The organism is Trichocoleus sp. FACHB-90, assembly GCF_014695505.1.
In the GTDB taxonomy this organism is placed as follows: domain Bacteria; phylum Cyanobacteriota; class Cyanobacteriia; order Cyanobacteriales; family FACHB-T130; genus Funiculus; species Funiculus sociatus.
Map to the genome: position 1 here is coordinate 63,303 of NZ_JACJOK010000011.1, position 20,026 is coordinate 83,328.

The window sequence follows — 20,026 nt, forward strand, 5'->3', positions numbered from 1 at the left end:
ATCCAAATTCTAGTTAAAAGTCGGTATTAATAGCCCTATTTGAGAAAGTTCCCCAACTCATACTCAAATTTTGCTTTTGCCAATATTTTCCTTATGTGCCAATTTTTATACCAATTCACATTTTTTCTCGTTACACTTAAGCTTCTTCTTAACCCCCTTTAAAAGGGGGTTTGAGGGAATCTTCAATGTGGCGTCAAAACAGTAAATTAGTATTAGACGCTAAGCTTCTGTCTACTCCGCTTTTTGAACCTTGAACACAGTAAAAACGAGAGTCCCAGCACTACCAGCGGTGTTGAAAATCCAGGTTCAGGGACAGGCTGAACATTACCGTCATTAGTACCAGTATCTTTGGCAAGGATGAGCCGGTTAAACGTCTGAGTTTCCGATTCCCCCAAATTGCCTGTTAACCCAATAAAATCTTCACCAATCCTGCCCATGAGGGAGTTAATCAAATCGTCAACAGTAGTCTTTATCTCTGGCAATAATGTCTCTGGGCTGGTGATGTTGTCACCATCAACTAGCCAGTTGCCATTACCAACGACTGTGTTATTACTGGTGAACAGCCAATTGCCATTACCAATGACTGTGTTGTTACTTCCGAAGTCCCAGTTACCGTTACCGATAGTTGAGTTATCGCTTCCAAAGTGCCAATTACCATTACCCAAGGTTGCGTTATCGCTAACGTAGTCTAAATACCAATTGCCATTGCCAATGGTTGCATTGTCGCTACTTCCGTCCCAATGCCAGTTACCATTACCGATGGTTGCGTTATCGCTTCCAAATTGCCAATTACCATTACCAATGGTTGCATTGTCGCTACTGAAGTCCGAGTTACCATTGCCGATGGTTGCGTTATCGCTTCCGATGTCCCTGTTACCATTCCCAATGGGTGCGTTGCTACTATTGAACGATACGTCACCGCCACCAGCGAACGGATTACTTCCACCGCCACTACCGCCACCAGTGAACGGATTACTTCCGCCACTACCACCAGCGAACGGGTTGCTTCCGCCACTACCACCAGCGAACGGGTTGCTTCCGCCACCAGCAAACGGGTTACTTCCGCCGCCACCAGCAAACGGGTTGCTTCCGCCACTACCGCCACCAGCGAACGGATTATTTCCACCGCCACTACCGCCACCAGCGAACGGATTGCTTCCGCCACTACCACCACCAGCGAACGGATTATTTCCACCGCCACCAGCAAACGGGTTACTTCCGCCACTACCACCACCAGCGAAAGGATTGCTTCCGCCGCCACCAGCAAACGGATTGCTTCCACCGCCACTACCGCCAGCAAACGGGTTACTTCCGCTGCCACTACCACCAGCGAAAGGATTGCTTCCGCCGCCACTACCACCAGCGAAAGGATTGCTTCCACCGCCACCAGCAAACGGGTTGCTTCCGCCGCCACTACCGCCACCAGCAAAAGGATTGCTTCCGCCGCCACTACCGCCAGCGAAAGGATTGCTTCCACCGCCACCAGCAAACGGGTTGCTTCCACCGCCACTACCGCCAGCGAAAGGATTGCTTCCACCGCCACTACCGCCACCAGCAAACGGGTTACTTCCACCGCCACCAGCAAACGGGTTACTTCCACCGCCACCAGCAAACGGGTTACTTCCACCGCCACCAGCAAACGGGTTACTTCCACCGCCACCAGCAAACGGGTTACTTCCACCGCCACCAGCAAACGGGTTACTTCCACCGCCACCAGCAAACGGGTTACTTCCACCGCCACCAGCAAACGGGTTACTTCCACCGCCACCAGCAAACGGGTTACTTCCGCCGCCACTACCGCCACCAGCAAACGGGTTGCTTCCACCGCCACTACCGCCACCAGCAAACGGGTTGCTTCCACCAGTAGATGAGTTGTTACTACGACTCAGGGGGTTGGCACCGCCACCGAAGATAGTGAAGAGATTGTCACCAGCAAACGGGTTGCCACCATAGGGTAGGTCGTTAAAGGAATTACCACCTGTAGGAGAACCGCTTCCACCAAAGGGTGAGTTATCGCCAAGAACTACAGACAGCCGATCAAAGGGTGATTGCCGAGGCAAGGTGCCACCGCTATTTGGGTTGCTGTTACCAGTAGATGATGGGTTGCCACCAGCAAACGGGTTGCTACCCCTGGATTCATTTGCGTCCATCAGTAATAGTCCTCTTATTCTTAGGAAAAAATTTGTTAGAGACGGAGGAACATCAAAAAGACAAACCTTCACTTGCTTTATGACGCTTGTCTTTTGTTTTTCTATGCCCCCGCTTCTGTCTCGTGTTTAGTTGCTAAACAGCAGTGCGATCGCGATCGCTTGTCAAGATGACTGACTTTTGTTGTCTTTTTTTCAATGTCGCCGCCGCTCCAATCCCCAGGAACGCTAAACTCAATACTGAGGAAGGTTCAGGTACTGCGGTTCTGTCTACGTTTAAGACCTGGACGCGACCTTGGAAGAAATCGCCCACATAGAGTTTGTCATCTTTGTAGCTTGTGCCAGCAGTCCAGTTAAATTTGCCAGGAGTGAGGTCGAGGGGGTTGCCAAAGGGTGGCTCACCTAGTTGGGGAGGTGGTGCTGCGACAGCTGAACCAAATGCAGTGAGGAAGTTACCGTTTTTATCAAATACCTGAACGCGGCTGTTGATAGAATCAGCCACATAAATATTCTCTTCCTCGTCCACTTCTATGCCAATTGGCTGGTTAAACTCTCCAGGCCCAGTGCCTTGTTTGCCAAATGTCAAGATCGGCTCACCTTCTGGCGTAAGTACCTGAACGCGGTTGTTAAACTGGTCACTCACAAAGAAATTTCCACTAACTGGGGAAATTCTCAACCCTGCTGGCCCTTGGAACTGCCCAGGTTCGGTGCCAGAGCTGCCAATGGAACCGATTAGCTCGCCGTCCTTACTGTATTTGTTGATCTTGTCGCCGCTAAAATCACCCACATACACATTGCCAGCTTTGTCGAATGTCACACCAGATGGGCCAAAGAAAGCCCTACCGGGTATGAGTCCGCCAAATGAGCCAAAAGAGTTAATAAAGTCACCTTGGGGATCGTAGACATTAACGCGGTTGTTGAAAACATCACCTACATACAAATTCCCCGTATCCGGATCGATTTCTAAAGCTGATGGCTCGTCGAATTGTCCGGGGCCTTTGCCGCCCTCGCCTATTGCTCCTATATAGTTACCTTGAGGGTCGAATACTTCAACTTTGTTACCGATGTCCGGGTTAAAACTGCCGTCTGGGTTACGACCGCGACCGTTACTTATGAGGGTATTCCCGGAGGCATCCACCGTTATGCCTTGGGGAACAAACAGCTGCCCAGGGCCGAAACCAGGACTGCCAATACTACGCTCGTAGGTTAAAGTTAGCGATTTGGCTTCAGCTGCTGCCAGAACTAGAAATCCGGTGCTGGCGATCGCAAGGGACAGATTTTTTACTAATCCCATAATTGAAACTCCTGAAATTGTAAATGTTTGGTTATGACCTCACCCCAACCCGTCTTTGCAAAGAGGGGTTGGGCCTAAGGTTTTTCGGTTACGCTGTCTCTTCTGTGTGAGCTAACTGCTTGCGTTTGCCTTTCAGTTTGGCAGTGGCACCTAAAGCGCCAATCGCTAATAGACTGAGTACAGAAGAAGGTTCGGGGACACTTGCTGTGGTATCAACTCTCAGGACTTGTCCGGCGTTGGGGCGATCGCCTTTGTTGGTGACATAAATAGCACCATCAGCACCAACATGGATGGAAGTAGACGACTCTAGCCCTTCACCAGCAGCGACGAGAGTTGTGCGCTTACCATCAGGGGCTATTTGGAACAGAGAAGCAGCGAAATCATTCTTCCAGGCTGGCTGATCCGCGTACTGTAAAGCCAACAAATTGCCGTTTAAATCAAATTCCAAGTCAGCGAGTTGCGTAAAGCCATCTGCGAAGAGTGTTGGGGTACCATCATCCCCGATGCGATAGATCCGCGACCCACCTTCGGGATAAGGAAAACCTGAGAAGTCGCTTACATATAAAGCACCATCGGGCCCAACTGCGACACCTGTGGGTACTGGTTGCAGAGGAATAACGTCTAGCGGTGCATTGGGATCGACACCAGGCGGTGGGGGAGGTAAAGGCTGATTTGGATCGATTGGTGGGAATTCGGGATTTGCAAACGGGCGGCTAAAGAACGGAGTTACTCCTGTTATCCCACTGCCATCTAGTGCCACATTAACCAAGGTGTTCGCACCCGCATCAACGACGTAAGCAGTATTACCCTTAATTGTCAGAGCATAGGGGTTGGTAATCACATCGCCTTTATCGGGATTATTGGCGAGTTCAAAGGCTGCCAGATCGGCAAGCGTATTTGTGAACGCACCTGTGTTCGTGTCGAAACCGTAGAGTTTTCCAAAAATAGGTTCGTTGAATACTTCTTCGCGGTTGGCTGGATTACCAGCAAACCCATAAACCAGGTAAGCGTTGCCGTTTGCATCAAATTTGATGTCTTGAGGGCCGGCACCTTCAATACCAGAAGGCTGTATCGCTAGAGATGGTAGTCCTGTGAATAGACGCTCTTGCTTACCGTCTTTAATTCTTGTAATTGCGGCACTACTCCCAGAACATAAAGGAGCGAATTGTACGCTTGGCGATTGTACGCATCCTCCGTTTCCTCCCACACCTGTCTCTGTAACCCAGATGCTACCATCAGGGCCAACGCTAACACCGCGTGCATTATCAAGACCGTCGGCAATTATCTTCAGCGATGCAGCTTCGGCTGTTTTTGCTCCAGTAATCGCGGCAAGACAAACAGTGAGAAATGTGATAGTATGCTTTGCTTTCATTTGTCGCAAGAGTGGGTATTAGTGAATTGAGAAAATTTGTCAGTTGAGGGTTGACTTTTAGCAAGTCGCCACGACTTTATTTCTGAGCCGTTTAGTGGTTCTGCCCTTGTGCGATCGCGCAACACCCAAAGCACCAAGCGTTAATATGCTTAGAACAGAAGCGGGTTCAGGGACAGACTTTGGATTGTCAATTCTTAGGACTTGCCCTTGTCCAGGGCGACCGCCGCGATTTGTGACGTAGATTGCACCATCGGGGCCCAGAGTCAGGGAAGTAGGCGACTCTAGGCCATTACCGCCCAGGAGAGTTGTGCGATCGCCATCTGGGGTTATTTTGAAGAGACTTGCGTCTAAATTACCTTTCCAGGCTGACTGATTGGCGTACTGCAAGGCATACAAATTACCCGCAGCATCGAATTCCAAGTCTGTTAGTTGCGTAAAGCCATCAGCGTAGACGGTTGGTTGACCATCAGCACCAACACGATAGATTTTTGCTCCACCTTCGGGAAAAGGAAAACCAGTAAATTCGCTGACGTAATAAGCACCATCCAAACCTTTTGCCACAGCTGAGGGTACTGGTTGAACTGGAAACTGCAATGGTGGTGTATCAGGAATACCAGTAGGAGGCACCTGTCCGGGATCGAAAGGTACGGAGTCAGGGCCTGGAAAGACTGGATTAGTCAATATCTGGGTGGGAAGGAGCGCGATCGCTCTCAAATCGTTCCCATCAATCCCTACACCCAGCAAGTCGTTCGCACCTGCATCAACTACAACAAAGTTATTGCCATCTATGAGAAAATCCAAAGGATTGCTAACTAAATCGCCGCCATCGGGATTGTTCGCGAGTTCATAGTTAGCTAAATCTGCAATACTGCTCCACGAATTTGTATTGAAGTCGGGAGAGATGATTTTGCCAAGGTCAGTGTCACCGATTATGCGATCGCGTAAAGCTGGATTAGCAGCATACCCAACCAGAACATAAGGCGAACCTTTGGCATCAAATTTTATATCGTGAGGGCCAGCAGCTCCCGTACCGTCTGGTAATGCTACCGAAGGAAGTCCGGTAAGTATCCGCTTGAAAGTCCCATTCTCAATTTTGGTTACTGCACCACTTGTTCCATAACATAAAGAATCGCCTTGGGCGCTCGGTGATGGAACGCAAACCCCGTTTCCCCCCGTTCCCGCCTCTGTAACATACAGCGCACCGTCAGGGCCAAAGCTAAGACCCTTTGCATTATCAAGACCGTCCGCAAGTATTGTAAACGATACTGCTTCTGCGGCTTTTGCTCCTACAACAGCGACACTACAAAAAGTTAGAAATGCAATAGAAAATTGCTTCAGTTTCATTTCAGGCGATATTGGCTCTAAGTAATTTTTGAGAAGTAGACATTAGCAAAAAGCTAATTTTTAATTGGGTACATAACTCATCCCACGATCAAACGACTTAACGTTGCCAGCTTTCGCTTCTGCGAATCGCTTAATGTTCATGCTCTCAGCCCCAAAATCCTCAATCTGGAGTTTGCCGTGAGCGAGAGTTTCACCTGTTTTCCAAAATGTAATCCGATGCAGGATGAACCCAGGAGCTTCCGGGTCTCCGAAAGCATAAGATGTTGGGATAATCAGCGCCACAGACCGCTGATAAAAGTCGTAGTCTGGATAGAAATTTTCCTGCTCAAGCAAGCAATATTTGCTCAAAGTATGCAGTCTCAGAGAAACTTTCACCTTCTGGTCATATTCATCCTTGAATTCACCGAATTCAGGATTAATCTCGCCATTTGGTCGCAGTAAATGCGCCCACTCATTTATGTTTCGCAAATCTTTTAAGTATTCAACCCCAATTTCAATTGGCGCATCAACATAGATGGTGTCAGTATCGATAAAATAGCGTCCTTTCGCTGCTGCGGTAAGACCAGCTTTGCGTTCCAAAACACCTTTGAGAGAACGACACTCGGAAGTGTGTACCGTGTGAATTCCCTGCATAATCATCTGAGTTTGTCGTTTGGGATCGACAAAACTTAGCCAGTGAAAATAGACGCCTTTTTCATCAGTTCCCGGCTCGATGTAGTCAGCTGGAAAAAGCAACACAGGGTAAACTTGAAAATATTTCTGATACTCAAATCCGCAGTGCCATTCAATGCCGTAAAATAGCGGATTTTCTAGTTTTTTAACGTGATAGTAGAGATTTTTGTGATAGCCAGATGCCGTCCCCAGCCAGGTATCTTCGTCAACTTGCTCTACCATCCGGCTGAAGAGAGTCCACTCGTCCAGATTTTTCAAACTACACAGGTAGTCAAAGGCTATTTGCGGCGAAGTTGCGATATAAGCAGACGTTGCAAACGTATTTCTTTCCACGGTTCACTCCTTCAATTTGTTTGCTGCATAAGCTTGATATGCTTAGCTTTCAGAATTCGCTTTTCAGCCAAAACTTTAGAGGCTTCATAAGTTGTATAACCTTCTTTTTCAGCACTTTCAAAAATCTCTAATAAAGTGCTGTAGATGTTATTTAATTGGCTTAAGGCTTTTTCCTCCTCATATCCAATCATTTCGTTGTAAACGTTGATTAATCCTCCAGCGTTAATTACGTAATCTGGGCAATAAAGGATTCCCTTTGATTCAAGGAGTTTACTGTGTATATGCTCATCTTCAAGCTGGTTATTTGCAGCACCAGCCACAATTAGAGCTTTAAGCTGAGGAATTGTGGAACTATTAAGAATTCCTCCTAATGCACAAGGAGCAAAAACATCAACCTCAAGAGAGTAAATTTCGTTGGGTTCAACAACGGTTGCCCCATATAAACGTTTTATCTCTTCTGTCTTCTCTTTACTTACATCGGTGACAAAGAGTTTTACGTCGTGTTCATGTAAGCGCTGGCAGAGATTCTTACCTACATTTCCCAGTCCTTGTACTGCGACTTTTAACCCAGCAAGTTCATTTCTTTGCAACCGGAACTCTGTAGCAGCTTTGATTCCTAAAAGAACTCCTATAGATGTTATGGGTGCTGGGCCTCCAGATTTTTCTGAAGTACCGACAACATGATTTGTTTCTTTACTAATTTGACGAACATCTTGAGGAGAAAGATTTACATCTTGCCCGGTAATAAAACGTCCGTTTAGGCTTTCTACAAAACGTCCGTAGGCTCTGAAAAGTTCATCGGTTTTATTTTCCGGATTAGCAATAATTACTGCTTTTCCGCCGCCGACTGGAATGTTGGCACAGGCTGCTTTGTAGGTCATGCCGCGACTAAGACGAAGTGCGTCCCGCAAGGCATCTTCTTCGGTTACATAAGGCCACAGACGTGTTGCACCCATTGCGGAACCTAGCCCGGTGTCATGGATGGCGATAATTGCTTTAAGATTTGATTCTTTGTCATGGCAGAAGAGAACTTGCTCATGACCCATTTCTTTCGTAGTTTCAAACAGTTTCACACAGCTCTCCTGATACGCCTAATTAGGGATTGGGGACTGGGGATTGGGGAGTGGGAGAGAAGGTAGGTTCGGTCTCGCCGCGAAGAAACCTCTCTCTTGAAAAGCTTTGAGCGGAGGAAGGCTCTGATCAAACTTTTCGCTCCCCAACCTCACCCCTACGCGGGGAGGGGCTTGAAGATTCCCTTAGCAAGTTGTTGGGTTTCCACACGGTAAGCCCAACCTAAAAATTACTTTTTCCCTAGTTTGGTTAAACTAATGGGAATGAAAGGTGCTTAACCGGGGTTGATAGGGCTCCTTGTGCAGCAAGACTCTGATTACGCCCTTTGGATGGTGCAGGTCGATTGGCATCGATAGCGACATCGACAACGAAGGGGACGGTGGATGCGATCGCTTTCTCTAATGCCGCTTGCAGATCAGACTCTTTTTCGACGCGAATCCCTTCAGCTCCCATCCCGCAAGCAATCTGAACGAAATTCGCAGGGGGAATTGCCGCATCTGCACCTTTGAGTCCCAGCAATGTCATCCCTTGATGGCACATATTGTAGCGGGCATCGTTAAGTACAATCCAAACGGCGGGAATTTGGTATTTCACAGCTGTGCTGATTTCGTTGTTCATCAGCATGGCTCCATCTCCGACAATGGCAACAGCTTTGCCATTTCGTGCTTGGGCTGCACCGACAACACCCGCGACAGTATGACCCATCGATCCAACTCCGGTGCTGACTCGGTAACGATTTGATTGGGAAAATCGCAGCAGGTGAGTTGCCCAAGTAAATGAGTTTCCGCACTCTGCCATTACTATTGCATCACTGCCTTCAACGATGGTGCGTTGAATTGCATCCATGAGTATTTCCGGGCGCACTGGGCTGTCTGCGCCGGGAGCGATCGCTTCCCGTTCAGGATTAGGCAGGGACACCGCCTCTGACCCACTAGGGCGTTCTGGCAATTGCTTCAGCAACGCTTCTACAAACACGCCCGCGTCAGATTGAACGGGCAACGTTTTCACAAATGGATAGGCAACCCCAGGCACTTCTGGGTCAATATCAACATGAATGAATCCCCCAGAGGGAACCAGGGAATTACTCCAGAAAGAAGTAGGTTCGCCGAGTCGCGTTCCCAGCACCAAGGTATGCAAAGGCGGTTGCTCTTGCATATATGTCAGTACCGAAGCATGACCGCCCAAGCCTGTGACACCGACAAACTGAGGATGATCTTCTGGGAAGATGCCCTTACCACGCGGCGAACACATCACAGCCGCCCCCGTTTTTTCGGCAAGTTGGCGAATTGCATCCCCTGCACCCCGCGCCCCGAAGCCAACCCAGATGGCAAACGATCCTTGTGAAAGCATCTGTACGCATTTTGCGATCGCTTCGGGACTCGGCGCGAACAGAGAATGAGACAAATCTAACCGAGGCAAAGATGTATTCACCATTGTCTGAACTCCGGTGGGAATACTCAAATGGGCGACAAAACCACCCGGTTGTGACAGTCCCAAGGCAAGTCTGCGAAAAATCTGTGGAAGTTCTTCAGGGGACTCAATAGTTGTTGCATAGTTGAACAACTCGCCTGAACTAAATATCCCGGATTTCGGCAATGTGTATCCGCTGGTTTCTTGGATAGCCCAGCGTCCGCGTTGCGGTGCTGTGGTGCAAGCTGACAGGAGAATCACTTTTGCACCTTCACCACGCGCTGCAAAAAGTCCGGTCAGCGCGTTGGTGATTCCTGGCCCGGCTGTGGTGAATACAACAGCCGGACGACCTGTGGCAAAGTACGCTTCAACGGCTGCAAAGGCGGCTCCGCTTTCATGACGAAAGTTAAGCACCTGCATTAGGCTATTAGACAGGGAACCCCAAAGCGATGCCATTGCACCCCCGGCGACACCAAAAGCGTAGCTTACTCCCAATTCTTCCAGCATCGAAGCGATCGCTTCGGCGACACTAAGCGGTACTTCCGGCTGGTTGCTAAGAACCGGCTTGATATTTGAGTCATCGATGCTTTGATAATTGCGCGTCGGATCGGCTGGCGCGGAATCTACATAGGTGTAGGTATCTGTTGCGAATGCTTTGTAGGACTCAATACTCATTGGAGTTGGTATATAGTTTTCGGTCGTTTGGTTGCGATACTTCTAGGAAGTTGAAGCAAGTCCCTGTATGCTTCTTAAAAATTTGAACATCACCCAGCAGCACTGAGAATATGTAATCTCTAGGAGTGCCTTCCCTTTATGCCTCGACTGCCCGATTAAAATTCTTAAATTAAAGTCAAGCCCTTTAATAGGCTTCAACTAGGTTCTTTCTGTTGCGTCAGATTCACTAACCTAACTTTAGAACGCAACAAGTTTTCTTTGTTCTTTTTGTATTTTTTAGTGCTTGCTCACTCTATTAATTATTAAATTTGAGTTAACAGCACTTTCGTGTTGGGTCTTCCCTGTGAAGAAGCTTACAAAACTTTAAGACAAGGCTGCAATGAATAATCTATTGATGTATTTGTCAATTCTTTCGATTTTGTTCTTTATATATACGTAACTATTGCCGTATACTTTGCTGTAATTGGCTCACAGCAAGGCTTCAAGCCCTATAAACTTAATCAGTTTATATTTTATTGACTTGCCTTGTATAGATAAACACACGATGTTTTTTATCTCTGTCTTTAGGAGTATTTACAAATATTAATATTAAAAAGAGAATTTTCGTAGAGGAGAGATTAACCTAATTTAAAACCTACCTAGTCTCCACCAAGCAACTTTATCTTGTTTCATTCAGCAAAAAAAAATGTGTAAAAATAAGGGCTTAACCTGATTAGGGGGAAGCCCATAATTTGCTTGGTAAACTAGAAGTGCGTCATTGGTTTTACGAATTTGCGCTTTTTGAATATTCAAGCTCTCTTCTTACTTGATGAAACTGGATGTGTTCGCATACGTAAGTGTTGAGTAATAGGGAAAATGGTGAAAAAAATTTTAGTGATTGAGGATAATGCCCCAACGCGAAATTTCTTTGTAGAATGCCTTAAAGCTGGAGGTTTCTACACTATTGATGCTGAAGACGGTAAATTGGGAATTCAAAAGGCACAAAAACAGCTACCCGACCTAATAATTTGCGACATTGTAATGCCGGAGGCAAATGGTTACGATGTCCTATCTACGCTGCGCTCTAACCCCCTGACAGCAATTATTCCTTTCATTTTTGTCAGTTGCAAGGGGGAAAGACCTGACCTCCGCAAAGGCATGGAACTGGGAGCGGATGACTATCTCACTAAACCTTGTATGGGAGAGGAATTGCTGAGCGCGATCGCTACCCGGTTGAAAAAACAGGCTACCCTACTACAGTGGAGTTCATCTGAGAACCAGCGATCAGATTCACCGCCTACTGAAACTGCAAGCGCGTCTTCTCCGCAGTCAATATTTCCTGAATGTCCCCAAATGATTGAGATATTCAATTTTATTGAGAGTAATTATCATCAACCGATAATGCTCTGTGATGTGGCTCAGGCATTTGGTTATTCTCCGGCTTACCTGACTAGCTTAGTGCGGCAACATACCGGAGAGAGCATATACCGCTGGATTGTCAAGCGTCGGATGGCACAGGCGCTTTTCTTACTCCAAGAAACCGACCAGGCAGTAAATCAAATTGCTGAAGCAGTAGGCTATAAAGACGCAGGCCATTTCAGCCGCCAATTTCGCCAATTTTACGAGACAACTCCTCAAGGCTGGAGAAGCACTCATCGCATAAAGGTAGAGACACAACAATATCAAAAGAATTGACCAATGTATCAAAAGATTATTCATTGCAACTTTGCCTTAAATTATTAAAAGTTAAGAGTAAGGAGTTAGGAAGCGAGGAGTTATAAACTCATAATTCATGACTTTTGTAATCTAGGATTCGATTCGCACACCCCAGGCGAACCTTGAACCAAAGCCAACCCTTTTAATGAGTATTATGTATTCTTTAATTGACCTTGATCTAAAGGGCGTAAACGGCTTACTGCGTTGCTGGCTATCACAAAATGTCACAAAGGAAAGTCTCACCTGGCTAGATGAGAAGATAAAGCAGATTGCCCAAGGCAATCAGGAGCGAGTATTCTTTACCTCCTTCAGTGCTGTGCCTCGCTATACGGGCAAAAAAAATCTGGAGCTGACACCAGAAGACTTACAAGCAGTTGCAATACAAAGAGGTTGGTTCCCCGGTCATTGGAGCGTAGATCAAGCGGCTCGCACCTTACTGATACTGGCGCTGCCGCAGGATAATGTGGAGAAATATCTGCGATCGCTTGAGCAAATCTTCACCACCGCCGACGTGGGAGAGTTAATCGCTCTCTATCAAAGCTTGCCAATATTACCCTACCCGGAACGGCTTTGCGCCAGAGCTGCCGAGGGAGTGCGGAGTAATATGACTTCGGTGTTTAATGCGATCGCATTGCAAAACCCTTATCCCGCCGACTATTTCGACAACAACGCCTGGAACCAAATGGTACTAAAAGCTGTTTTTGTCGGTAGTCCCTTGCATCTCATCGTCGGACTCGACCGTCGTGCTAACCCAGATTTAGCGCGGATGTTGGCAGACTATGCTCACGAACGTTGGGCGGCTAAACGTCCAGTAACGCCGGAACTCTGGCGACCAGTCGGGCGGTTTGCAGACACCCGGATAGTAGCGGATTTGGAAAAGGTGCTGAACGCTCCTGATCCAGTCCAGCAAGAAGCAGCTGCTTTGGCTTGTTCTCAATGTCCCTTACCCCAAGCTCAAGAACTACTCGCTCGTCACCCAAACTTGCAATCATCTATTGAGCAGGGTCGTCTGACTTGGAGCAGCTTTAGCCACAATAGACTTCTGGCATTCATTCAGCCCTGAACTAAAATACTCTTCCAGAAGCCGCAAAGCGTCTACGGGGCTTCATAGCTAAAGTTATCGTCACGATTCCTGAGTAAATATTTCAACCTGTTTAACGGGTTTAAGTTTTCAGCCGGAAATTTATTTCCAGGGTCATGAATGCAATAAGCCACAATCTGAAAAAGTTTCGAGTTAAATCTTTTCTAATAATTCAAAACTCATGAGATGTGCCACTTTCTAACTCAGAGCCTTTTTAAAAAGGGTAGAAAAGTTGCACATAACTCATAACTCTGCGAAATCCATTATTCAAGAAGTAACCATGTCTAACAACAGGATGTTCATCGATCCTCACATTCATATGTCCTCCCGCACGAGTTACGATTACCTCGTGATGCGAGAGTATGGCATTGTTGCCGTCATTGAACCTTCCTTCTGGTTGGGACAGCCTCGGACTAACGCCGGAAGTTTTAAGGACTATTACAGCAGCATTGTCGGCTGGGAGCGATTCCGAGCCAGCCAGTTTGGGATCAAACACTACTGCACAATTGGCTTGAACCCGAAAGAAGCTAACAACGAGGCGTTAGCAGAAGAAGTTATGGAACTGTTGCCACTTTATGCCTGTAAAGAGGGCGTGGTTGCTATTGGTGAAATTGGCTATGACGATATGACACCAGCTGAAGACAAATATTTTCGTCTACAGCTAGAGTTAGCAAAAGAATTGGATATGGTAGTGTTGATTCACACTCCCCACCGCAACAAGAAAGCAGGTACTAGCCGCAGCATGGATCGCTGTATTGAGCATGGATTAGATCCAGCGCAGGTAATTATAGACCACAACAACGAGGAAACTGTTGAAGAGGTACTAAATAGAGGTTTCTGGGCCGCTTTCACGATTTACCCGCAGACCAAGATGGGGAATGCAAGGATGGTGGAGATCGTGCGCCAGTATGGATGCGATCGCGTAATCGTAGACAGTAGTGCAGATTGGGGAGTCAGCGATCCCCTAGCTGTCCCTAAGACAGCCCAGCTAATGCTAGAACGGGGAATCTCAGAAGAGTATGTGCGGGCTGTCTGTTACGAAAATGCCCTAACAGCTTATAGCCAAAGCGGTCAGATGAAAGAAGCAGACTGGCTAGAACCCTTACCCATTGACCAACGCGAACTTTTCAACGGAAATTCCGTACTGCGCGGACAGTCACCAGTCGTAGAGTCTAACCGTGACTTTGCACTCATTGAGTAAATAGCTAATGGCTAATGGCTAATGGTCAATTCACAATTAGCAAAAAATAGCCTTCTTACCTCATAACTCCCGAAAAAATCTTATAATCACGGAGAATTACAGTGAATGCTGCAAGTTTGAGTTCCCACCGTTTGTGGGCTTATCTACAGCTAATGCGACCTGCAAATATTGTCACTGCTTGGGCAGACATTCTAGTTGGTTTTGCAGCTTCAGGAGCGATCGCATTCCTAAATCAAACGCTAACAGGATCGGCAACACTTGCATGGTTACTTCTAGCTACCACGGGTTTATACGGTGGCGGTGTAGTATTTAATGATGTATTCGACGCTGAACTGGATGCCAAAGAGCGGCCAGAAAGACCAATCCCTAGCGATCGCGCATCTCGTCAAGGTGCGATCGCGCTTGGAAGTCTGCTTTTAGTTGTCGGCATAGTTTCAGCCTTGCAAGTATCTTGGTTGAGTGGCGCGATCGCTGCTACCATCGCCTTTGCCGCCCTACTATATGATGCTTTCGGCAAACACCACTCAATTCTTGGCCCCGTCAACATGGGCATTTGTCGCGGCGGCAATTTATTGCTAGGCGTGAGTGCTGTACCAGCAATGTTAGGAGAACGCTGGTTTTTAGCTTTAATTCCTATCACATACATTGCTGCTGTCACTGCTATTAGCCAAGGTGAAGTACATGGGGGAAAAGCGAGTACGGGAGTAACAGCTTTGCTATTTGTTGGCGCAGTCATTGTTAGCATATTAGCGCTGGGGCTTTTGCCAGATTATCAAGTTTTCGCCGCATTGCCGTTTATTGTTTTATTCGCTGGGCGTGTGTTACCTGCTTTTGTAAAAGCCGTCCGCGAACCAACTCCAGACCTGATTCGAGTCGCAGTGAAGGCGGGCGTATTGTCGCTAATAGTCTTGGATGCGACAGTTGCAGCTGGTTTCGCAAGTTTACCTTATGGTTTGTTGGTCTTGAGCCTGCTGCCAATTTCAATGATACTGGCGCAAATATTTGCTGTGACTTGAAGCCCAGCCTCCGCGTTCATGGCTCATGGTAATAAACAATTAGCCATTAGCAATGAAAACAATACTAACGAGCAGTTTTATATGATACCAGATAAGCTCAAACAAACTGACCAATTTCTAATCAAGCTATTACGCGATCGCATATCGATTTTGAGTGAATCAGAAGTTCCAATTGAAGAACAACTTTCCTATATTGCTCCCTTTCTTGCCCAGATTGGTGTTCCGGAATCTGTTTGGGAAAATGTAGTAACGAGTTGTCTCGCTGTTACCAGTAACTGTCCATCTGTGGATAATGTCAGACCCCGACAAATTACCATTATCGGCGGACTTGGCAGAATGGGAAAATTGTTTACACAACAACTGTCAGCAGCAGGTCACAACGTTAGCATTCTTGAACACAATGATTGGGATAATGCAGATAAACTGCTAAGCCAAGCAGACCTAGTTTTAATCAGCGTGCCTATTGACAGAACGACAGATGTAATCAAGCGTACAGCTAAATATCTTGCTCCAACTACAGCACTGGCAGATATTACCAGTATCAAGACTCAGCCAGTACAAGCAATGCTCGATTTCCATGCTGGGCCTGTAATCGGATTACATCCCATGTTTGGCCCAACTGTCAAATCTTTCCTATCCCAAAAAGTTGTAGTTTGTCCAGGGCGAAATCAGGATTCATTTCAATGGTTTCTAGACTTCATAGAAAGTCAGGGTAGCAAGCTGATTGTATGCACTCCTCAAGAACATGACCGCATGATGGTAATTATTCAAGCAACGCGGCATTTCTCTAGATTTAGTCTCGGTGTTTTTCTAGCAGCAGAAAGAATAGACATAAACCGTAGCTTGTCGATGTCAACCCCAAGTTATCGCTTAGAAATTGACATAGTAAAACGTTTGTTTGCCCAAAGTCCGCCCTTATGTGTGGACATCATGCTGGCAACAGAAGACAGATGTCAAACTATTGAGAGATTGGCGAACACCTACAGCCAATTAGCAAAAGTAGTGGCACAGAAAGACCGCTCCGCCTTAATCGAAGAATTTGAAACAGTTCAAAACTTTTTCGCCGAAGAAATCATCCAACCCACCGAAAAAGACTACACACTTAATGCTCTGGTTAACTGAGGAAAAGAGAACCACAATAATCATAATTAATTTATATAACAATCCTCAGTAATTTATGAACTTCTCCCTTTGCTCCTAGGTGGTTCGTTTAAAAAGTAACTTTCACAAACTCAAATAGGATTGCTATATAACTCCCTCCTTTCTCTTCCTCTGCGGTTCATTAATCTTCAAAAATAAAACCAGGCTGCCATATGCTCATTGAAATTTTTCACGATACCGCCTGCCCTTGGTGCTATATTGGCAAAAAACATCTCTTCGATGCACTTGAAAAATGGCAATACGAAGCGATAAAGATTCGGTGGCATCCCTTCTTGCTAGATGACACAATTCCCCCTCAAGGAGTTGAGTTTCGCGCCTTTATGAAAGCGAGAAAAGGCATGAAACCCGAAGAATTAAAACGCCTGTTTGACTACGCTAAGCAAAAAGGTGAGGCATCGGGCGTAAAACTAGATTTCGACAAAATATCTTTGGCTGTTAATACAACGCTTTCTCATCAGATGATCGCACTTTCGCCAACGAAAAGTAAAACTGCTGTAGTTGAAGCAATTTACAAAGCTTACTTTGAAGAAGGGTTGAACATCGGAGACATTGAAACTCTTGTCTCCTTGGGCAAAGCTGCTGGCATAGATACTACACAATTACGCAGTCTTTTAAGCAGTGATGCTGCCCTAGATGAGGTTATGGCTGATGCGACATCTGCGCGACGTAGCGGTATCAACAGCGTGCCTTTCTTCATCTTCAATAATAAAATCAACGTCAATGGTTCTCAGTCGGTAGAGGTGTTTCTTCAGACTTTGGAACGCGCTGCACTGCCGGAAACGTTGAAAGTGAATTCTTTGTGGTAAGTACGATTGTTCGCGGTAATTTAAAAAACAAAAATATGACAATTGGCATCAAGCAAAAGACTGATTTGAATCTGGAACCGATTCATCAATGTGTCCCCGTTACCTTTCGCTATAACGTTCACTTTACCAAAGGTTTGTTTGAATTGGACAATCCTTTACTTGCACAAGCGATCGCATCCGAAGGAGACGCGGAACCAAAGAAAGTAATAGCAGTAGTAGATGGAGGATTATTGCGGTTTCATCGGGGGCTATTAGGGAAATTAGCAACGTATAGCGAGCATTATGGAGACATCCTAACGCTCATGCTTGAGCCGATGATAGTTTTTGGTGGAGAAGCAGCTAAAAATGAACCAATGTTGCTAGAGCAAATTCACAAACTTATTGATTCAGCTGGCTTATGTCGCCATTCGTACATCTTGGCGATTGGGGGAGGAGCCATGCTAGATATGGTAGGATATGCCGCAGCAACTGCTCACAGAGGGATTCGATTAATCCGAATTCCTACAACAGTATTGGCGCAAAATGATTCCGGAATCGGAGTAAAAAACGGAATTAATGCCTTTGGAAAAAAGAATTTTCTCGGTACTTTTGCACCTCCTCATGCTGTCTTGAATGACTTTGATTTTCTGACTACTTTGAACGAGCGAGACTGGCGTTCAGGTGTTGCCGAGGCGGTCAAAGTTGCACTGATTAAAGATAAGAAATTCTTTGAGTTTATCCAGACGAACGCACAAGCGATCGCTTGTCGCGATATGGACATCATGCAGCAGCTAATCTATCGCTGCGCCCAGTTACACTTACAACATATTGCCACCAGCGGCGATCCCTTTGAAATGGGTTCATCGCGTCCCCTAGATTTCGGACACTGGGCGGCTCACAGGCTAGAGCATTTGACAAATTACAGCTTGCGTCATGGCGAAGCAGTGGCAATTGGAATTGCACTGGATAGCACCTATTCTTATCTAGCTGGACTGCTTTCCGCGTCGCACTGGCAGCAAATAATGAATACACTCAAGGCATTGGGTTTTACGCTTTATGTGCCGGAACTAGCTCCAACACAACCAGGAAATTCCCGATGCTTATTCCGGGGAATAACCGAGTTTCGGGAACACTTGGGCGGTGAATTAACCCTCATGCTGCTGCAAGGAATTGGGCAAGGAATTGAGGTTCACGAAGTGGATATTTCTTTATATATGCAAGCCGTTTCTATCCTGAAACAGCTTGATAAAGCTAAACATACCGTAACTTGTAGGTTAGGTTGAATTGTAAAATCAACAACTGTGTTGCGTTTACTAAATGTTAGATTGAGTACCGTTTGCCCAACCTACCTTATCAAGTTAAGTGTCATTTGATAGTAGCAAGGAATGCCACTGATTTAGGAGCCTCGAAATAAATTTCTGGTTCAAAGCTTAAGTAAGCTTTGAACCCGTTTCAACGGGTTTTAGCTTTTACCCTAAACTTTAGTTTAGGGCTTAAGTTCAGTTTCATTCGATAGTAGGGAACGTAAGCATGAAAATTGGTAACAGCAGCTTTCACTTAACTTATTGCACAAACATTCATCCAGGCGAAAACTGGAGCGAAGCCTTCGCCAACCTGAAAAAATACGTTCCAAATCTCCAAGTAAGATTGGCACCAGGGAAACCATTCGGTATTGGGTTACGGTTATCAGATATAGCAGCACGGGAACTGCTGGAGGAAGATACTTTAGTTCAGTTCCAAACATGGCTGAATCAACAAAATTTATACGTGTTTACCTTAAATGGATTTCCTTACGGGGGATTTCATCGGCAAGTTGTAAAAGACCAAGTTTATGCACCAGATTGGTCAAAGCAGGAACGGCTAGATTATACAATCCGCTTGACGAAAATTCTGGCAGCCTTATTACCAGAAGAAATTGACGGCGGAATTTCTACATTGCCGTTGTCATATAAACCGTGGTGGATAGAAGACAAAGTAAGCTGCGATGCAGTCTTCAAAAACAGCAGTTTAAACTTAGCTTTAGCTGCTGCCGAAATGGTACGCATCCGGGAAGAAACAGGAAAACTGCTGCATTTGGATTTGGAACCGGAACCAGATGGATTAATTGAAAATGCTGCCGAAGTAATTAATTTCTTCCAGAATTGGTTATTACCAATTGGAGGAGCGTGTTTAGCAAAACGCTTGGATATTTCCCAGGAATCAGCCGAGGCGAAGTTGTTGGAACACGTGCGCGTTTGTTATGACACCTGTCATTTCGCGGTGGAATATGAAGATCCAATATCAGTTTTTAAAAGTTTCAAAGCGGCGGGAATTCAAATTGGCAAGATTCAGCTTAGCGCAGCAATCCAGGTGGCGTTACCTTCTACTGTTCAGGAACAGAACTTGGTAATTGAACGGTTACATCCTTTTGCAGAATCTACCTATCTACACCAAGTTATAGAGCGTCATATTGATGGAACTTTGCATCACTATCCTGACTTAGCAACTGCTTTACCGCACCTCAAGCAATCATCCGCCGAGGAGTGGCGAATTCACTTTCACGTACCAATTTTCATCCACGATTATCAAATATTGCAGTCTACTCAAGACGATATTGTGACTGTTCTGGATCTGCTGCAAGAAAATACCTGTAAGCATTTGGAAATTGAAACTTACACTTGGGATGTGTTGCCATCCGAGATGAAGATGGATTTACTAACATCTATCCAGAGAGAGTATGAATGGGTGTTGGCAACAATTGGTAATTTTTAATTACTTTTGAGCAATAAT

17 protein-coding genes are annotated in these 20,026 nt (G+C 46.0%); 8 read left to right on the forward strand and 9 right to left on the reverse strand.

Translation table 11 applies throughout. The features are described 5' to 3' along the window. Nucleotides 1-212: 212 nt before the first annotated feature. The 9 genes from H6F74_RS02685 to scyA all read right to left on the reverse strand — a co-directional run bounded on the left by H6F74_RS02685 (nucleotide 213) and on the right by scyA (nucleotide 10,318). On the reverse strand, nucleotides 213-665 hold the full coding sequence (locus H6F74_RS02685; RefSeq protein WP_190435901.1) for a hypothetical protein: 453 nt from the start codon (nucleotides 663-665) through the stop codon (nucleotides 213-215). A 23-nt stretch (nucleotides 666-688) separates the two neighbouring features. Next, nucleotides 689-1,861 carry a hypothetical protein gene (locus H6F74_RS02690; protein WP_190435904.1) on the reverse strand — a complete coding sequence of 391 codons (1,173 nt, stop codon included), beginning with the start codon at nucleotides 1,859-1,861 and terminating at the stop codon, nucleotides 689-691. Between the two features lie 24 nt (nucleotides 1,862-1,885). After that, a complete protein-coding gene (locus H6F74_RS30365; protein ID WP_277875744.1) occupies nucleotides 1,886-2,020 on the reverse strand; it encodes a hypothetical protein in 135 nt (44 codons plus the stop codon). 263 nt (nucleotides 2,021-2,283) lie between these two features. Then, nucleotides 2,284-3,441 (reverse strand): scytonemin biosynthesis PEP-CTERM protein ScyF, encoded by a 1,158-nt coding sequence (gene scyF / locus H6F74_RS02695; RefSeq protein WP_190435907.1) that lies wholly within the window; start codon nucleotides 3,439-3,441, stop codon nucleotides 2,284-2,286. An 88-nt stretch (nucleotides 3,442-3,529) separates the two neighbouring features. Beyond that, nucleotides 3,530-4,813: a ScyD/ScyE family protein gene (locus tag H6F74_RS02700; protein ID WP_190435910.1), complete on the reverse strand. Its 1,284-nt coding sequence runs from the start codon at nucleotides 4,811-4,813 to the stop codon at nucleotides 3,530-3,532. Between the two features lie 57 nt (nucleotides 4,814-4,870). Continuing rightward, nucleotides 4,871-6,157 carry a ScyD/ScyE family protein gene (locus H6F74_RS02705; protein ID WP_190435913.1) on the reverse strand — a complete coding sequence of 429 codons (1,287 nt, stop codon included), beginning with the start codon at nucleotides 6,155-6,157 and terminating at the stop codon, nucleotides 4,871-4,873. A 60-nt stretch (nucleotides 6,158-6,217) separates the two neighbouring features. Then, entirely contained in the window at nucleotides 6,218-7,162 is a 945-nt protein-coding gene (scyC, locus tag H6F74_RS02710) for a scytonemin biosynthesis cyclase/decarboxylase ScyC (RefSeq protein WP_190435916.1), read from the reverse strand. Nucleotides 7,163-7,173: 11 nt separating this feature from the next. Continuing rightward, nucleotides 7,174-8,235: a tryptophan dehydrogenase ScyB gene (scyB, locus tag H6F74_RS02715; protein ID WP_190435917.1), complete on the reverse strand. Its 1,062-nt coding sequence runs from the start codon at nucleotides 8,233-8,235 to the stop codon at nucleotides 7,174-7,176. Between the two features lie 247 nt (nucleotides 8,236-8,482). Continuing rightward, a complete protein-coding gene (scyA, locus tag H6F74_RS02720) occupies nucleotides 8,483-10,318 on the reverse strand; it encodes a scytonemin biosynthesis protein ScyA (RefSeq protein ID WP_190435921.1) in 1,836 nt (611 codons plus the stop codon). 855 nt (nucleotides 10,319-11,173) lie between these two features. Between scyA and H6F74_RS02725 the strand changes: the two genes are divergently transcribed. The 8 genes from H6F74_RS02725 (at nucleotide 11,174) to eboE (ending at nucleotide 20,008) form a co-directional block, all read left to right on the forward strand. Next, the gene (locus H6F74_RS02725; RefSeq protein WP_199300770.1) at nucleotides 11,174-11,992 is read left to right on the forward strand and encodes a DNA-binding response regulator; all 819 of its coding nucleotides are present in this window, start codon (nucleotides 11,174-11,176) and stop codon (nucleotides 11,990-11,992) included. 166 nt (nucleotides 11,993-12,158) lie between these two features. Further along, on the forward strand, nucleotides 12,159-13,076 hold the full coding sequence (locus tag H6F74_RS02730) for an EboA family metabolite traffic protein (protein ID WP_242021766.1): 918 nt from the start codon (nucleotides 12,159-12,161) through the stop codon (nucleotides 13,074-13,076). A 313-nt stretch (nucleotides 13,077-13,389) separates the two neighbouring features. Beyond that, the gene (locus H6F74_RS02735) at nucleotides 13,390-14,295 is read left to right on the forward strand and encodes a TatD family hydrolase (protein WP_190436070.1); all 906 of its coding nucleotides are present in this window, start codon (nucleotides 13,390-13,392) and stop codon (nucleotides 14,293-14,295) included. 101 nt (nucleotides 14,296-14,396) lie between these two features. Continuing rightward, nucleotides 14,397-15,311 carry a UbiA-like protein EboC gene (eboC, locus tag H6F74_RS02740; protein ID WP_347269469.1) on the forward strand — a complete coding sequence of 305 codons (915 nt, stop codon included), beginning with the start codon at nucleotides 14,397-14,399 and terminating at the stop codon, nucleotides 15,309-15,311. Nucleotides 15,312-15,392: 81 nt separating this feature from the next. Further along, entirely contained in the window at nucleotides 15,393-16,433 is a 1,041-nt protein-coding gene (tyrA, locus tag H6F74_RS02745) for a bifunctional chorismate mutase/prephenate dehydrogenase (protein WP_190435924.1), read from the forward strand. Nucleotides 16,434-16,624: 191 nt separating this feature from the next. Then, a complete protein-coding gene (locus H6F74_RS02750) occupies nucleotides 16,625-17,278 on the forward strand; it encodes a DsbA family oxidoreductase (RefSeq protein WP_190435926.1) in 654 nt (217 codons plus the stop codon). Between the two features lie 35 nt (nucleotides 17,279-17,313). Then, on the forward strand, nucleotides 17,314-18,540 hold the full coding sequence (locus H6F74_RS02755) for a 3-dehydroquinate synthase (RefSeq protein WP_190435929.1): 1,227 nt from the start codon (nucleotides 17,314-17,316) through the stop codon (nucleotides 18,538-18,540). A 247-nt stretch (nucleotides 18,541-18,787) separates the two neighbouring features. Further along, on the forward strand, nucleotides 18,788-20,008 hold the full coding sequence (gene eboE, locus H6F74_RS02760) for a metabolite traffic protein EboE (RefSeq protein WP_190435932.1): 1,221 nt from the start codon (nucleotides 18,788-18,790) through the stop codon (nucleotides 20,006-20,008). Nucleotides 20,009-20,026 lie beyond the last annotated feature (18 nt).

Bases quoted from the DNA above. Each gene is read 5' to 3' on its own strand.
- tyrA (WP_190435924.1), top strand. From the start codon at position 15,393: ATGATACCAGATAAGCTCAAACAAACTGACCAATTTCTAATCAAGCTA.
- H6F74_RS02750 (WP_190435926.1), top strand. From the start codon at position 16,625: ATGCTCATTGAAATTTTTCACGATACCGCCTGCCCTTGGTGCTATATT.
- H6F74_RS02725 (WP_199300770.1), top strand. From the start codon at position 11,174: ATGGTGAAAAAAATTTTAGTGATTGAGGATAATGCCCCAACGCGAAAT.
- eboE (WP_190435932.1), top strand. From the start codon at position 18,788: ATGAAAATTGGTAACAGCAGCTTTCACTTAACTTATTGCACAAACATT.
- scyA (WP_190435921.1), bottom strand. From the start codon at position 10,318: ATGAGTATTGAGTCCTACAAAGCATTCGCAACAGATACCTACACCTAT.
- scyF (WP_190435907.1), bottom strand. From the start codon at position 3,441: ATGGGATTAGTAAAAAATCTGTCCCTTGCGATCGCCAGCACCGGATTT.
- H6F74_RS02730 (WP_242021766.1), top strand. From the start codon at position 12,159: ATGAGTATTATGTATTCTTTAATTGACCTTGATCTAAAGGGCGTAAAC.
- H6F74_RS02735 (WP_190436070.1), top strand. From the start codon at position 13,390: ATGTTCATCGATCCTCACATTCATATGTCCTCCCGCACGAGTTACGAT.
- H6F74_RS02705 (WP_190435913.1), bottom strand. From the start codon at position 6,157: ATGAAACTGAAGCAATTTTCTATTGCATTTCTAACTTTTTGTAGTGTC.
- H6F74_RS02755 (WP_190435929.1), top strand. From the start codon at position 17,314: ATGACAATTGGCATCAAGCAAAAGACTGATTTGAATCTGGAACCGATT.
- H6F74_RS02700 (WP_190435910.1), bottom strand. From the start codon at position 4,813: ATGAAAGCAAAGCATACTATCACATTTCTCACTGTTTGTCTTGCCGCG.